Here is a 16,146-nt window from a genome sequence, read left to right on the forward strand (position 1 = left end):
AAAAACTATCATGGCAGATCAAAATAAAAACGGGATAAACAAAATAAAGGTTTCTAAACCCAATATGAATCCGGATCGTACAAAATCTATTTCTGCGGACGTCACTTCTGTGAGTTGGGAAAAAACCACACAAGGCTGGAAAAACGGAATAAAAAATAATGCTGAGTCTCTGAACCCTGTTTCTTTCGTGACATCATTTCAAAATGATGATAAAAAATCAGGAGACAGTGGAGATTCAGGAATTTCTAATGTTACTGTGGAAGAATCTTCAGAAAGCAAGGTAAAACTTATCAAAGTTAAGACTCCTGCAATTACTCCTACCGCAATACAGCATACAAGTAAGCATTTTGATATTGTATTGGCGATTGATATTCACTGGACGCTTATCCCGCCACCGCCATCATTTAATATCATTCCGCTTCCGTTACCGCATCCTTTTATAGGAATTGTATTTGATGTTATGGATTATATCAGGTTTACAATTACGATTCCGAAATTTGTGAGAGATGCGTTTCCATCACTTCCCGAAAGTGTTCCGATGGGAGGTTCCATATTTGTTCATGGAAGACATAAAGCAACCACTACAACCTCTGTAATGGGCGTTGTCATTCCTTTTAAACACGTGACTTCTTTGATTCCCGTTTACATGATTCCTTTTCCACAGGAAGCCCCACATGAAGGGGAAGTGTATTATGGGGCTCAAACCGTTTTGGCCCAAGGAAGTAAAATGAGCGGAAACCAGCCACAACAGGTTTTAACATGTATGGGAATCCCTTTCGGGATGACAATGCTTCCTGCAATGCCAGATAAACCGAAGAAAAACCCGCTTGCCTATTTTGCTTTTTATAATAATTTTTCCAGCATGTACATTCAGATTAATTCGGGAGGCCCTGTTTTGGTAGGAGGAGCTTTTGTTCCGCATGTTTACACACCGGGAGAGATGCTGATGCGTTTTGCGGGAATGTTTTTGATGAGAAGTCTTACGAAAAGCTTAGGAAAAGGTATCACTAAGTTTAATCACATGCTGCAACGTAAATTCGGACAGACAAATCCTGTTTCGAGAGCTTTGTGTAAAGTTGGTTTGGAACCAGTGAATTTTGCTTCCGGAGCTATGTTTTTTGAATGGGATGATTTTGAAATTGAAGCCGGAACCTCTTTAAAATGGACAAATATCTGGCAAAGCGACAGACCTTATACACAAGGAGCACTTGGAAACGGAATCTTTAATTCTCATGACCTTTATATTGTTCCGGAAGATGATGTAGCAGCCTGGATTCATCCTGAAGAGCTTCAGCCAATGCCGATTCCTGTACCTGAAATTGGTGAAACATTAACTTATTACAGAAGTCAGAAAATATGGCAGTATCGTCCTGATTATAATTTCTGGATCGTTCGTAAAGGAACAGATATTTATACTTATAAACGATTTAATCATCCTGTAGAGGGAGATATTTTTAAAGTTGTTCTCATTGAGTACGGAGACGGAACAGTGAGAGAATATGATTACCAGGACAGAAATATTGTCTTGAAAAGCATTAAAGATGTAAAAAGCAGTTTCAGGATAGAAACAGAGATTCATCCTGAGCTCAAAAAAATTACAGAAGTTTATTACTGTTATAAAAATCAGAGAGATCTGCAGGTTCGTTATGATTATGATGACCACGGAAATCTTACTCACGTTTGGGATATCCACAAAAAAGCTATCATTTTTGAATATGACGGGTTTAATCGTGTTGTTGGACGTACCAACAGAAACGGAATGAACTATCAATGGGAGTATGATAAAAAGGGTAGAGTGATTCATACCAGAGGTTCGGAAGGTTTCATGGAAGGACTTTTAAATTACAACGAGGAAGAAGGCTATACAGAAGTTATTTATCCGAGACAAAAGGATAAAACGGAAAGATATTATTATGATGAAGATCTTTTGGTTTACAAACAAATAGATGGCGAAGGTGGAGAAACATGGTATGATTACACTTCTCACAACGAACTAAAAATGATTGGAACGCCGGAAGGCAGGGTTCAGGGATATACTTATGATGAAATGGGGAATATTTCGGTTTTCCATACACCTGACGGAGAAGAATATTATTATCAGTATAATGAGTTTGGGCAGGTTATCGCCAGATTTTCACCTTCAGGAACTTCCGAAATCTGGAATTATGATGATGAGGGAAGATTACTAAGCTATACAGATCCAATGGGGGAAATTATTTTCTATAAATATTTTAATGAAGATAAACTTCCTGAAAGCAGCATAAAACAGGAAATTGAGACTCATTATGAATATAATCAAAGAAAACAAATCATAAAACTGACTAACAATACTGGCGCTGAACAATATTGGAAATATGATGACTATGGAAGACTGTTGGTTTTTAGTCCAAAACCCTTAAATAAAACGGTCTGGAAAAGAGATAAAATGGGAAGAATTGTTGAAGTGGAAGAACAGGGACAATTGCCTTTGAAACTTCGATATGATGCTTATGATCTTCCGGTGTATGCTACAGACGGAAGAGCAGAATGGCTCATGAGCTATACCCCGATGGGAAGCCTGAAACGTCAGGTTCGCCGGAACGCTTTAACCTATAGAAAAGAGCAAACTCTGGTTTTTGGCTACAATGCTTATGAAAATTTGATGAGCATTACCAATGAAAAAGGAGAAGTCTATCATTTTGAAAGAAACAATAATAATGACGTTATCGGTGAAACAGGTTTTGACGGACAGAAAAAAATATTTAAAAGAGATAAAGACGGATTGGTAATTCAAACTCGGAATCCGAATGGAAAAAATATCTTCTACGAATATGATTTGGCGGGAAGATTAACGCAGGTTCATTATCCTGATGCTACCTGGGAGGCTTATCAGTATGATTCTTCAGGAATGCTTATTAAAGCTGATAATGAAGATAGCAGTGTTTCGTTTCAAAGGAATAGTTTAGGATTGGTGACCCGCGAAAAGCAAGGCGAACATTCCATTAATTATGAATATGACCAGCAGGGAAATCTAATGGGTTTGCGAAGCAGTTTAGGAGCTGAAATTGATTATTCTTACAATAATTTGGGACAGCTTAAAAAAGTTAATGCTGCTACAAAAAATATTCAGGAACCTTGGCAAATGAATCTGAGCATGGGTAAAAACGGTGAAAAACTTTCGCGCGAGATGACAGGCGGTGTTGAAAGTTCTTTTGAATTTGATCACATCGGAATGCCGATAAGCCAGAAAGTTACAGTTAATAAAACTGATACTGTTTTTCATAAAGATTATCATTGGGCAGCCGGAAATAGGTTATTACAAATTTTAGATAAAGTTACAGGAGGAAGAAGCAGATTTGATTATGATGCTTTCGGAAGCTTGGTTGCTACAGAATATTCGAATGGTGAAATTCAGTATAAAAATCCTGATGAAGCAGGTTGTTTATATGAAAGTGCTAAACGAACAGACCGTATTTATGACAAAGGCGGAAAACTGATGCGTGATAAAAGCTGGTTTTATCATTATGACGAAGAAGGAAATTTACTGTTAAAAAGCAAACGACCAATAAATAATGTAAAATCAGATAACAAAGAAGAAGAAAATCAGATTCATCCTTACTATAAATCCATTGCAGCAGACTGGCTGAAAGAGGTGAAATTACCTGATATAAATATTCTACCTAACGTTTATGAAAGCTCCCCAACAGAAATTCAAAACCCTGAATGGGAGTCTGGAGACTGGGCTTATTCATGGAATATAAACGGAATGTTGGCAAAAGTAAAAAGACCGGACGGAAAAGAGGTCAGTTTTGGATATGATGCCCTTGGAAGAAGAATTTCAAAAATTGGAAACAAAAAAATAACTCGGTATATTTGGGATGGGAATGTTCTTTTGCATGAGTGGAGTTATGATATTGAAGAAGAATCGAAAACTTTTGTTGATGACGACGGAAATGTAATTGCTCAAAAAGAACCTCTTAAAAATATTATTACCTGGGTTTACGAAGCAAGAAGTCATGTTCCGTGTGCTAAAATAATTAATAAAGAAAGATTTACAATTATTTCAGATTATATAGGAAGACCGATACAGTCTTATAATGAAAACGGAGAATTGTTTTGGAGTACAGGATATGATATATTGGGCCAGCTTAAAAATTTAAAAGGAGATAGAAGTTTTATCCCTTTTAGACAGTTAGGTCAGTATGAAGATGAAGAACTAAACGGGCTTTATTACAACCGCTTTCGATATTATGACAGTGGGCAGGGAAATTATATTTCTAAGGATCCAATAGGATTAAAAGGTGGAAACCCAACCGTATATGGCTATGTCTGGGATAATTTAACTCAATATGATCTTTACGGGCTTGATACATTTGTTCAGAGGCTGGGTAATTTTGGAGAAAATAAAGTAATTGATGGCCTAAAACAGAGTGGAAAATATGTTGATGGAGGTATATTTCAAGTTCAAAATGCATCCAACCATGGTATTGATATTGTTGGATTAAGACCTGATGGGAAATTCGATGTATTTGAAGTTAAAACCAATATTACAGGAAATGTAGGAAAACTTTCCGATAGACAGGCAAATCCTTCAGCCTTTATAAATGATGTGTTGAGTGATCAAAAAGCAGGAACCGGAACCTATGGAATATCTCCTCAGATGGCAGAAAGAATAAGATCCAATATTGGCGATAAATTCTTAGTGGATGTTTATGTAGGACGAGGTGAAAAAGGAAAATGGTTTGTTGAAAAAACAAGAATGTCTGATTGGGACGAAATAGGTAAATTATATCAATAATTTGTTAAATTTTTTAAACATATATGAATTATAAAAAATATTTAGATACTCAAATTAAAAAAACGGAATCAAATCTCAGCAGCAGATTAAAAAATAACGATTTTGATTTTTTTTATAATTGTATTCATGAGTTTATCGAAGATGATAAGGAAGAGTTTGTTCAGGCTTTTACCGAATTTGGAATGCAGTTTGAGAATAAATATAATGTTTCAGGGATAATCCAGAAAATATTTTACGAAAAGTCAGAAAGCGCAATAATTCAGTTTGTTAAAGACACTAATATTGAAAATTTTAAAAAATTAGCAAACTCTTACTATTGGCTCAATTTAGCTTTTATCAAAGGATTAAAAAATAAGCAGGATGTAAAAGGCGAGTTTTTTCAGGATACAGTTTTTGCATCGTTTCTAGCGTATTGTTTTTATCCGCAGGCATTGCAAAAAACATTGAATTATTTGGAAACTGAGTACGAGCAATCTTTAAAAGAAGAATCAGAAAAGATTTTACCTGAAAAGAGAAAGTATGATAAATATTATGGCTATGCTGATGTATTTCAATTGTTAAAAGAACTTCTTTCAAAAGAAGAAAATTATCCTTTCAACGAAATGATTGACGTACCGGTCGAATCTCACTATGATTTTGCTATTAAAAATTACCTGAGCCAAGATATCAGTGTCGTAAACGAAGTATTGGAAAAACTAGCTCAGTTTCATATCAATAATCCGGGAGAATCATATTTGGATACTTTTAACCATGATTGCTGGAAAAGTTTTCCCCTGGAAATGATAAGTATTTTAATCTGTAGAAAGCGGCAGGGATTGTCAAATGAAGGAATCAGTCATCCATTAATTCAACCTTATTTATCATTTATCTTTGAAGCAGAATCACTTCCACATGATGAACTGACAAAGAAATTAGAAGAGAAAATAATTGATTAAAAAGTTAATAAATGTTATAAAAAAGCTTCCAAAAGAGAATTTTAGTATCTTTATATTGATAATAAAATTTAACTAAACAGTATGGAAGCCTACAATTTTGAAACAACCATTAAACCTTTTTTCTGGGTAGCTTCAGAAAAAACTTTTTCAGTATGTTTAAATGCAGGAACGTATAAACCCGATATTTTCGATTGGAGAAAAGACGAGGGTTTTGAAGGAAACGGGTACGACTGGGTGTCTTTAGCGAAAGTTTTTGTAAATGAAAAAAGACCGGACATTGCCGAAGAGATAAAGTTTGATCCTGAGGCAGATATGTTTTGTGCCTATTCTTCAAACCCCGAAAAATTAAAAGAGTTTGTTCTGGATTTTAAAAAGACCTGTGAAGATGAATTAGCTATTCAGGATTTATTTTCCAGAGCAGAATTGGATTAGAATTTCATTTAAAATACCAAAAGGCCTCTATATTGAGGTCTTTTTTTGAAGCTATTTCCCGCTATTCACTCATACTCCTCACGCCTGAACTTTCCAACATCAAAACCCTTCCATAAGCCAGCTCCTGTTGCGGGGTAACCGTTTCTATCGGGGCTAGGAAAACCACGTTGCTGAAAACCACCCCGTCAAAAATTCCAAAGGAATTTTTGACCCCTCTTTTGTCTGATTACGCCGAATCTTCCATTTCAAGACAAGAGAAAAAGATAAGAATTCATATATTTGTTCATTATAGAAAATATGGACGCAACTCAAGATAAAAGGTTATTTCTCATCGATGCTTATGCGATGATTTTCAGAGGATATTATGCATTGATAAGAAATCCAAGACTTACAAGTAAAGGTTTGGATACCTCTGCTATTTTTGGTTTTACCAACTCTTTGATAGAATTGATCAGGAGAGAAAAACCCACTCATTTGGCAGTGGTGTTTGATGTAGGACAGGCGAGTGTAAGAACAGATGACTTTGCTGCTTATAAAGCAAACAGGAGCGAAACTCCGGAGGCTATTAAAATTGCCGTTCCATACATTCACAAAATTTTGGAAGCTATGCATATTCCTTATTTGGGAGTAGAAGGTTATGAAGCGGATGACGTTATCGGGACTATTGCATGCAAAGCGGAAAAAGAAGGGTACACAACCTTTATGGTAACACCGGACAAGGATTTCGCCCAGTTGGTCACAGATAAAATTAAAATTTATAAACCGGGTTTAAAAGGCGGCGATATAGAAATTTTAGGTGTTGAAGAAGTCAAAGCTAAGTACGAAATTGAAGATCCTAAACAGGTGATCGATTTTCTGGCGATGATGGGAGATGCGGTTGACAATATTCCGGGACTGGAAGGTGTCGGTGAAAAAACAGCGATGAAATTCCTTAAAGAATTCGGAAGTATTGAAAATCTTTTGGCTAATACGGATAAACTAAAAGGCAAGCTTAAAGAAAAGGTGGAAGCATCTGCTGAACGTGGAATTTTGTCTAAAAAATTAGCAACCATTATTTGTGACGCCCCTATTGAATTCCACCAGGAACAATACGATCTTGAAACCCCTGATTTTGAAAAGGTAAAAGAAGTTTTTGACGAAATTGAATTCAGAAGATTATATGAAAATCTTTACCGTGCATTTGCGCCTGCAACTACAGCAACGGCTGTTATTACAGAAGTTGAGGTAACAATATCAGCTGAAACTGCACAGCAAAAAGTTGCGCAGGCGGTTGGTCAGCTTGATCTTTTTGCAACCTATGAAGAATTGGATCAGGCAACTTCCACAAAATCAACCATTGAGCACAATGATCATTTATATCAGTTTGTTGATAACCCAAAAGCTCAGAAAGTTTTAGTTCAAAATTTATTAAAGCAAAGAGTTGTGTGTTTTGATACAGAAACCACTTCTTTGAACGAACTGGAAGCCGAGCTGGTGGGAATGAGCTTCTCCTATAAAAAAGGGTTAGCTTATTATGTGCCTTTATCTGAGGACCAAGGAGAAGTTTTACAGACTTTGGAAATTTTCAGACCGTTTTTTGAGAAAGAAGATTTGCTTAAAGTTGCTCACAATCTGAAATTCGATTATAAAATTCTGAAGCAGTATAACGTTACCGTAAAAGGAGCAATGTTTGATACAATGATTGCTCATTATCTTCTAAATCCTGACGGACGCCACGGAATGGATTACCTTTCAGAAATTTATCTGAATTACAAACCTGTTTCCATTGAAACAATTATTGGTAAAAAGGGCAAGAACCAGGGCAATTTCAGAGATGCCGATTTGAGGACGCAGACAGATTATGCCGCAGAAGATGCAGACATCACTTTTCAGTTATACGAATTATTTGCTCCTCAATTAAAGAAAGAAAATTTAGAAGATTTGTTCTTTAATATAGAGATGCCGTTGATGGAAGTTTTAGCCAAAATGGAACTTTCGGGGATTTCTTTGGACGAAAAATGGCTGGCGCAGGAAAGTATTGATTTAGAGAATGATTTAAGACAGTTAGAATCAAAAATATTTGAAATTTCCGGAGAAGAATTTAATATGAATTCGCCAAGGCAATTAGGGGATATTTTGTTTGAAAAAATGCAGCTTGACCCAAAAGCAAAGAAAACAAAAACAGGTCAATATGCGACTTCGGAGGATATTCTTCAAAAGTTATCTTCAAAACATGAAATCATCAAGCATATTCTTGAATACAGAACGTACCAGAAGCTGAAATCAACTTATGTAGATGCGCTGCCTTCACAAATCGAAAAATCAGATAACCGGGTTCATACCAATTTCTCACAAACTACGGCTGCAACGGGTCGTTTGGCGAGTGTAAACCCGAATCTGCAGAATATCCCGATCAGAACGCTGAGAGGCCAGCAAATTCGTGGGGCGTTCGTTTCCGCAGAAGGGAAGAAGATTATTTCAGCCGATTATTCACAGATTGAGCTTCGTTTGATTGCAGAAATTTCCGGAGAAGATAATATGATTAAGGCCTTCCAGAATGGGGAAGATATTCATGCTTCCACGGCCGCAAAATTATTCAAAATCCCTTTGGAAGAAGTTTCTAAAATACAGAGAAGCCAGGCAAAAACAGTAAACTTCGGGATTATTTACGGTCAGGGTGCTTTTGCTTTGGCAGAGCAGACAGGTTTATCAAGAACGGAGGCAAAACACATGATTGAAGCCTATTTTGAAACTTATCCGAAATTAAAGGAATACATGGCCGAGCAGGTAAGAAAAGCACGTGAAATGGGTTATGTGGAAACACTTTTGGGCAGAAAACGTCATTTGAAGGATATTAATTCCAACAATTTTGTAGTAAGAGGTCATGCGGAAAGAAATGCGGTGAATGCGCCTGTCCAGGGAAGTGCAGCAGATGTTGTGAAAGTAGCGATGATTAAAATTCAAAAAGAATTGGAGAAAGAAAAGCTGGAGACAAAAATGTTACTTCAGGTGCATGACGAATTGGTTTTTGAAGCCCCCATTGATGAGGTAGAAGTAGCTTCAAATATTATTAAAATTGAAATGGAAAGTGCGATTGAAACAGAGGTTCCATTGTTGGTTGAAGTTGGAGTAGGGAATAACTGGCTTGAGGCACATTAAAAAGATGAAGTTCTATTCAGCCTGGTAAGAAAAATATTTTCAGCAAAATATAAACAAAAAAAACTTTCACTTTTTTAGTGAAAGTTTTTTTGTTTATGAGGTTAAATTTTATAAAAGGTTAAAATTATTTTTCGTATTTGAAATATGAATTTAAATATTACTTATTGAATTGTTTTTCAGCTGGTTATTACTGTTTGTTTTTTCTGATAAAAATCTTATGTTTGTAAAACGAAACACAAACAACACAAATGAGATTATTAAAAATTGCATTTTTTTTAACATTACTGCTTTCTGCATTAGCCGCAATTATTATTGTGTGCACTAATAAGTAATCTCCATTTAATTATAAATAAAAATTGACAGTTGAGCATGTGCCGTAAGGCACATATTATTGGTTTGATACGAAAACTTCCGCCGAAAGGCGGAAGTTTTTTATTTTTAATATTCAGATTAGAAGGTATCTTCTTAAAGATGAATTTCACATATGAGAGCTTGCTTTTGTAACTAAATAGTTATCTATTAAAAATTTTTAAAACTCATATTCAATCCCGCCAACATAAACCATTGTAAATAAATCATTTTCCACAGAAGCAGGTTTAGCAATTTGTCCTCTTTTGACAAAAATTAAAGAATTGATATCAAAATTTAGATCAAGTTCATTGATTCGGTTGATCAGGATTGGAAGCCATTGTTCTGCAAATGAATATTCTGCAAATTTTTCATAAATACCCCTGTCTCCGCCTTCAAAACCATATTCTACAAGATCATGATCAAACCAGATTGTGCTTTGTGATGCTGCAAATTTTGAGATATGTATATCGTCAGACTCTTCTTCTGTGTAATAGCTTTCATCTTCTTCCACAAATTCATAAAAATCATCCTCACTGTTGAAATTTCCTACCCAAAAATCTAATGTTTCTATATTCATAATTCTTAATTGTCTTCTGTCTCTATTTTTATACGATTGGGACTTTAAAAAAGCAAATTTAGTTATTTAAATCTTACAGAACCCTTTTGTTTTGCTCACTTTCCTTAATAGTCTTTTCCAATCTCGACAATCTTGTTTTTTCCTGTTTCGCACTCATTATCCAGTGAATCATTACTTTTTTGTAAGATGGAGCCTGGCTGATGAAAAACTCCCAGGCTTTTTTATTGGCTTTAAATTGTTTTTGATATTCAGAAGATAGTTCTACGGCCTCTTTTTCATGAGAATAAATTCTTGATTTCTCTTCTTTTCTCAATTCAAAAGCTTTCAGCCCTTCGTGAGTCATAAGTCCGGATTGGGTAAGCTCTTCGATTTTTTTTATATTGATGGCACTCCAGATACTCGTAGGTTTTCTGGGAGTAAATCTGATGCTGTAGCTTTCTTTATCAATGGATTTTCTTACCCCGTCAATCCAGCCGAAACATAAAGCGTGATCAACAGATTCAGACCAGTTCATCGAAGGTTTTCCGCTTCCGACTTTATAGAACCCCACTAAAAGCTCGGTTTCTTTTTTATGGTTTTTCTCCAGCCATTCTCTGAACTTTTCCTGAGTTGAAAAAAATATTGCCGGCTTATAGGATTTCTCTTCCATAACTCTCAATTTTGCGTTTTAATCTTCTCTACGAGTTAAAATTTTCTCTGAAAGAACCATTCCGGATAATTTCAGGAGCGATCTGATAATAGTGTTTCCGTAAATGTGTGTAATTTTTGGAAACTATACAAACTTAAATATAAAAAGCGAATACCAATTATTAGATTTTACTATTTATAAATCAAATAGATTCCTTTTTGATTCCTTACATTTGTAAGGCATTCTGATTTTAAAAAAAAGAATGGAAACGAATTTACATATGATTGACAAAAGATATAGGGAGACGATTCATACAGATGAAAATAACTACGAATACATCACAATAGCTCAGGACGAAAATAAAGTAAGAATCTATACCCTGAAAAACGGGTTGAAGGTTTTTCTTGCTCAAAATTTTGATGCACCGAGAATTCAGACGTACATTCCGGTGAGAACGGGAAGTAATAATGATCCTTCTGATAATACAGGGTTGGCACATTATCTTGAACATATGATGTTTAAAGGGACTTCAAAATTAGGTACTCAAAACTGGGAAAAAGAAAGTAAGTTATTAAATCAAATTTCAGATTTATACGAACAGCATAAAGCTGAGCAAGATGTAAAAAAAAAGAAGGAAATCTATAAAAAAATAGATGAAATTTCCCAAGAAGCAAGCCAATACGCAATTGCTAACGAATATGATAAAGTAATTTCTTCCCTGGGAGCAACCAATACTAATGCTCACACCTGGTTTGATGAAACAGTTTACAAAAATAATATTCCGAACAACGAACTTGAAAAATGGCTGAAAGTTGAAAAAGAAAGATTTTCAGAGATGGTTTTACGTCTTTTTCACACAGAGCTGGAATCGGTTTATGAGGAATTTAACAGGGCTCAGGATAATGACTCCAGATTGGTAAATTATGAACTGATGGACGCTCTTTTCCCCACGCATCCGAATGGGCAGCAAACAACTTTAGGTAAGCCGGAACACTTGAAAAATCCTTCTATGAAGGCCATTCATAAATATTTTGATGAGTATTACGTTCCTAATAATTATGCGATGGTTTTGGTAGGTGATTTGGATTTTGAAAAAACCATTCAGCTTGTTGATCAATATTTCGGAACGATTCCTTACAAAGGATTACCAAAGAAAACTCCTGTTATTGAAAAGCCAATAACGGAAATTGTAAAAAGAACAGTTAAAAGTCCCACAGTTGGAAGGGTACAATTGGCTTGGAGAACTGACAGCTACGGAACAAAAGAAGCGATGCTGGCGGACGTTATAGCGAATATTCTGAGTAATAGAGGAGAAGCCGGGTTATTGGATTTAAACATTAATCAAACTCAAAAAATGCTTTGGGCACAGGCTTTTTCGGTTGGTTTAAAACAATACGGATATTTTTCACTTCTTGCTGTTCCTAAAGAAACACAGACTTTGGATGAAGCCAGAGATATGGTCTTGGAACAGATTGAATTGGTGAAAAAAGGAGAGTTTCCGGATTGGATGCTTCCGGCAATTATCAATGATTTTAAGCTTCAGAGGATGAAAGCTTTGGAAACTGCTGACGGATTGGCAACTAATCTTTATGATACCTATATTAAGGACAGGACTTGGGAAGAGGAGCTGAACGAAATGGAAGTGTATTCTCAATTTACAAAACAAAAGGTTGTAGATTTTGCTAATGAATTTTTCAAGGATAATTATGTCATTATTTATAAGGAAAAAGGCGTAAACGATAAGCTTTTAAGAGTTGATAACCCGGGAATCACGCCTATCAAAATCAATCGTGATGCCCAATCTGAGTTTTTAAAGGAGATTTTAGCCGAAAAAACAGAAAATATCAAACCTGAATTCATTGATTATCAGAAAGAAATATCAACAGATTTTATTAATGGGAAGAAGATAAGTTTTGTAAAGAATAAATATAATGATATTGCTCAGGTATATTTTATTTTCCCTTTCGGAAGTGATAATGACAGGGAATTAGGAATGTCTACTCAGGTCCTTCAATATTTGGGGACCGGAAAATTTTCCCCTGAAGATTTGAAAAAAGAGTTTTTCAAAATTGGCGTAAGTAATGATTTTAAAACCACTCAGGATCAGCTTTTAATTTCTTTGAGCGGCCTGGAAGAAAATATTGAAAAAGGTATAGAATTACTTCAACATTGGCTTTCCGATGTGCTGCCTAATCAGGAAATTTACAGTCAGTTTGTAGAAACTATCTTAGAAAACAGAGAGGCAGCTAAAAAAGATAAGAACCGTATCATGACGGCTTTGTCTACGTATGCTAAACTTGAAAATTATTCTCGTTTTAAAGATGTGATCTCAAAAGAAGAGCTTCAAAACAGCAAGGTGGAAGAGTTTACAGACAGGATGAAAAAATTGTTTAAATTTTCTTATCAGGTATTTTTTTACGGGAAAAATTTTGATGCTTTTAAAAATTACATAAGGAAATATATTGAGCCGGAAAGTCTTGAAATCCCCGAACCAAAATTGTATTCTCAACCTGAAACCGGAGGAAAGGTTTATTTTATCAATTATGATATGGTGCAGATGGAAATGACAAAAGTAGGAAAGGGGCATAATGTAAACACTGAAAACTTCGGAAAAATCAATGTATTTAACGAATATTTCGGGAGAGGCCTGTCGTCAATTGTCTTTCAGGAAATCCGGGAGAGTAAAAGCTTAGCATATTCTGCCTACGTTTCTTATGCTGCAAACGCAGAATTGGGTCAGCCCGATTATGTGACAACCTATATCGGAACCCAGCCGGATAAACTTCAGGTTGCAGTTGATACCATGAATGATTTGATGGATGAACTTCCCGAAGTGACAACTCAATTTGAAAATGCTAAAAATGCAGCTTTGAAACAGATTGCATCTACAAGAATTACAAGAACGAACATTTTCTTCAATACTTTAAAGTTGAAAAAAATAGGTATTTCCCATGATTTTAGGAAAGATATTTATGAGCAGATTCAACGCTTAAACTTTGATGAAATCAAAAAGTTTTATCAGACGGAAATAAAACCGTTACATTTCAACACGGCTATCATTGGTAAAAAAGAAAACCTGAATATGGAGGCCGTCAGTAAAATGGGTACTTTTAAAGAAGTAACCCTGGAGGAGATTTTCGGATATTAAAAAAGAGGCTTTAAGCCTCTTTTTTAATTATTAGTCTAAAAAATTATTTATCCTTCTTATTATTGTTTCTTCACTTTCCTTAGAAGGACTTTTACCAAAAGTACTAAAAAAAGAACTCAATGGATCTCCATCATATCTTTTCGCTTTTTATGAAATTTTTCATACGTTGTAGTAATACTGTAAGGAATGGAAGGAATTGTTTTTACATATTTTAAACCAACTAACGAAAAATTAAAATAACCTTTAGAATCGTATGCTTCCAAAATTAAACCGGGCAAACCTTTAAAGGTATAAGGCCCTTCCTGAATAGGAGTCTTTTCAGTATACCAAGCAGTTATTAGCCTACTTCCATACTTTGTAGTTGCTTTTCTGCAAGTATATCCTTGTATAGTTTTGGTTTGTTCTTCAATTTTCCAAATTATCTTATTGGGAGCTTCAAAATTGTATTTATCCCGTAAAATTTGATTGTAAATTATTAATTTTTCATTTGAATAATATACCTCAGGTTTAAATTTTGCTCTTGGAAGCAATCCCCCATTTATTATAATTTGCCCATTAACAGGATTTTCTACACTTTTTTTCACAGCTAAAATAGCCAAAGAATCAGCTGTAGCTTTGTAGCCGCTTTTAAAAAGAGATGTTTTTTTCCTATTAATAAAGTAGTAATTTCTTTTTTTGAGTTTCAACATTTGCCGTATCTATTAAAAATGTAGCCAAATGATTACATTTTAAATAAGTACTATCTATTTTTTGACAGAAAAGCAAGAAGTATAAAATAATGAAGAGAAAACACAAAGTTTAAAAAAAGTATTATCCACCATAATCTGCACTGCCACACATAAATCCGTTATATAATGCTCCATTTGCACTCATACAGGCATAAGCATACTGTATCCACTGCACTTGCACCAAGCTACCATTGTATAAGACTTGCAATGTTGCTGTGACTTAATTTCTCTTTCAGTTTGTTCAACCTCTTTTTTTAGTATCATTTTTAATCCAGATAATTATTTTTACTTCTGTGAAGCTTAATAATTCTAGCCTGCTGTTCTTTCGTCACGTTTCTTCCTGTAGCTACAAAAAAAGCCCCTATTGGATCTTCCTGGAAATCATGTCGCTTTTTTGCAAATTTGGCATATTCGGTTTTCATACTATATTTCATAGTCACAATAGGTTTTTTTACTTTTTTTAAACTTTTTAATGTAAAATGGTAAAAATCATTATCATCATAGGCTTCTACAATTAAGCCCGGCAGACCTTTGAAATTATAAGGTCCTTCCTGAAAGGGTATTTCTTGTGTATACCAAGCTGTAATAAGCCTCTTCCCATATCTGCCGATAGCCTTTTTACATGTATAGGTAGAAATCGTCTTCGTTTCGTTAACTAATTTCCAGGTGATTTTATTTTCAGGTTCAAAAGCAAAGACATTTTGTAATATTTTATCATAAACAACAGCCTTATCTCTGCGGTATAAAACTTCCTGGATAAAATAAGCTTTAGGTATATTGGAAAAATCAATGATAATAAGGCCCGCTTTTTTTACACTTTGTGCTACGTTATCAGAAGCGAGACTGTCAAATCTTGCTTTTGCATCACTTCTGAAAAGGGAAATGCTGTCCCCGATTAAAAGAGAAACTATTTCTTCCTTTCTTGTACTTATATCCGTCGTATCAATAAGAAAGGAAGTAAAGTATTTACATTCTATTCTAGAACTGTCAGCTTTTTGTGCATGGAATAATCCAAAGAATAATAAAAATACTAAACAGGTTGATTTCATTGTGTGTTTTTTTTTAATAAATTTACAGCCATTAAGGCTGTAAAAGTTTGTTACAATTTAATTATTTACAGAAATATTCATTCATTAAAGCACCATTTTCTATCATACATTGTTGAGCTATAGCAAAAGTTGCTCCACAAGCCGTATCTACAACCACATCATTGGTACAACCGATTATAATACCATACGAATAACACATTGGCTTTACAATGGATTTTGATTCCTTCAATTCAGAACCGGCATACTCAATTTTGTCTTTTCGTATGTCAGTCTTTACGTTTTCTGTACTTTTTGCACTCACTAATCCTGCAACTCCGAAGGCTGTTGCGAATAAAATTTTTTTCATTGTTTTGAATTTTTATATTTGTTTAACAATCCAAAAC

Annotated in this window: 10 protein-coding genes; 5 read left to right on the top strand and 5 right to left on the bottom strand. The window is 34.8% G+C overall.

The window, feature by feature from the left end:
- Nucleotides 1-10: 10 nt before the first annotated feature.
- From ACM39_RS03350 to polA, 4 genes are all read left to right on the top strand, one after another.
- Nucleotides 11-4,777 carry an RHS repeat-associated core domain-containing protein gene (locus tag ACM39_RS03350; protein WP_082140512.1) on the top strand — a complete coding sequence of 1,589 codons (4,767 nt, stop codon included), beginning with the start codon at nt 11-13 and terminating at the stop codon, nt 4,775-4,777.
- 23 nt (nt 4,778-4,800) lie between these two features.
- Nucleotides 4,801-5,712 carry a hypothetical protein gene (locus ACM39_RS03355; RefSeq protein ID WP_048509619.1) on the top strand — a complete coding sequence of 304 codons (912 nt, stop codon included), beginning with the start codon at nt 4,801-4,803 and terminating at the stop codon, nt 5,710-5,712.
- An 81-nt stretch (nt 5,713-5,793) separates the two neighbouring features.
- Nucleotides 5,794-6,144: an immunity 51 family protein gene (locus ACM39_RS03360; protein WP_048509620.1), complete on the top strand. Its 351-nt coding sequence runs from the start codon at nt 5,794-5,796 to the stop codon at nt 6,142-6,144.
- Nucleotides 6,145-6,441: 297 nt separating this feature from the next.
- On the top strand, nt 6,442-9,282 hold the full coding sequence (gene polA, locus ACM39_RS03365; RefSeq protein WP_048509621.1) for a DNA polymerase I: 2,841 nt from the start codon (nt 6,442-6,444) through the stop codon (nt 9,280-9,282).
- 529 nt (nt 9,283-9,811) lie between these two features.
- On the opposite strand, the gene ACM39_RS03370 is transcribed toward polA, so the two are convergent.
- The gene (locus ACM39_RS03370; protein WP_048509622.1) at nt 9,812-10,210 is read right to left on the bottom strand and encodes an immunity 22 family protein; all 399 of its coding nucleotides are present in this window, start codon (nt 10,208-10,210) and stop codon (nt 9,812-9,814) included.
- Between the two features lie 73 nt (nt 10,211-10,283).
- Nucleotides 10,284-10,859: a YdeI/OmpD-associated family protein gene (locus tag ACM39_RS03375; protein WP_048509623.1), complete on the bottom strand. Its 576-nt coding sequence runs from the start codon at nt 10,857-10,859 to the stop codon at nt 10,284-10,286.
- Between the two features lie 241 nt (nt 10,860-11,100).
- On the opposite strand from ACM39_RS03375, the gene ACM39_RS03380 reads away from it, so the two are divergent.
- Nucleotides 11,101-13,986: a M16 family metallopeptidase gene (locus ACM39_RS03380; protein ID WP_228377049.1), complete on the top strand. Its 2,886-nt coding sequence runs from the start codon at nt 11,101-11,103 to the stop codon at nt 13,984-13,986.
- A 116-nt stretch (nt 13,987-14,102) separates the two neighbouring features.
- On the opposite strand, the gene ACM39_RS03385 is transcribed toward ACM39_RS03380, so the two are convergent.
- The 3 genes from ACM39_RS03385 to ACM39_RS03395 form a co-directional block, all read right to left on the bottom strand.
- On the bottom strand, nt 14,103-14,675 hold the full coding sequence (locus ACM39_RS03385; protein WP_048509624.1) for a GLPGLI family protein: 573 nt from the start codon (nt 14,673-14,675) through the stop codon (nt 14,103-14,105).
- A gap of 305 nt (nt 14,676-14,980) precedes the next feature.
- Nucleotides 14,981-15,763 (bottom strand): GLPGLI family protein, encoded by a 783-nt coding sequence (locus ACM39_RS03390; RefSeq protein WP_048509625.1) that lies wholly within the window; start codon nt 15,761-15,763, stop codon nt 14,981-14,983.
- Between the two features lie 61 nt (nt 15,764-15,824).
- Entirely contained in the window at nt 15,825-16,109 is a 285-nt protein-coding gene (locus ACM39_RS03395; RefSeq protein ID WP_048509626.1) for a hypothetical protein, read from the bottom strand.
- Nucleotides 16,110-16,146: the final 37 nt, after the last annotated feature.

The sequence above is a fragment of the Chryseobacterium sp. FH2 genome (assembly GCF_001045455.1).
Lineage (GTDB): Bacteria > Bacteroidota > Bacteroidia > Flavobacteriales > Weeksellaceae > Chryseobacterium.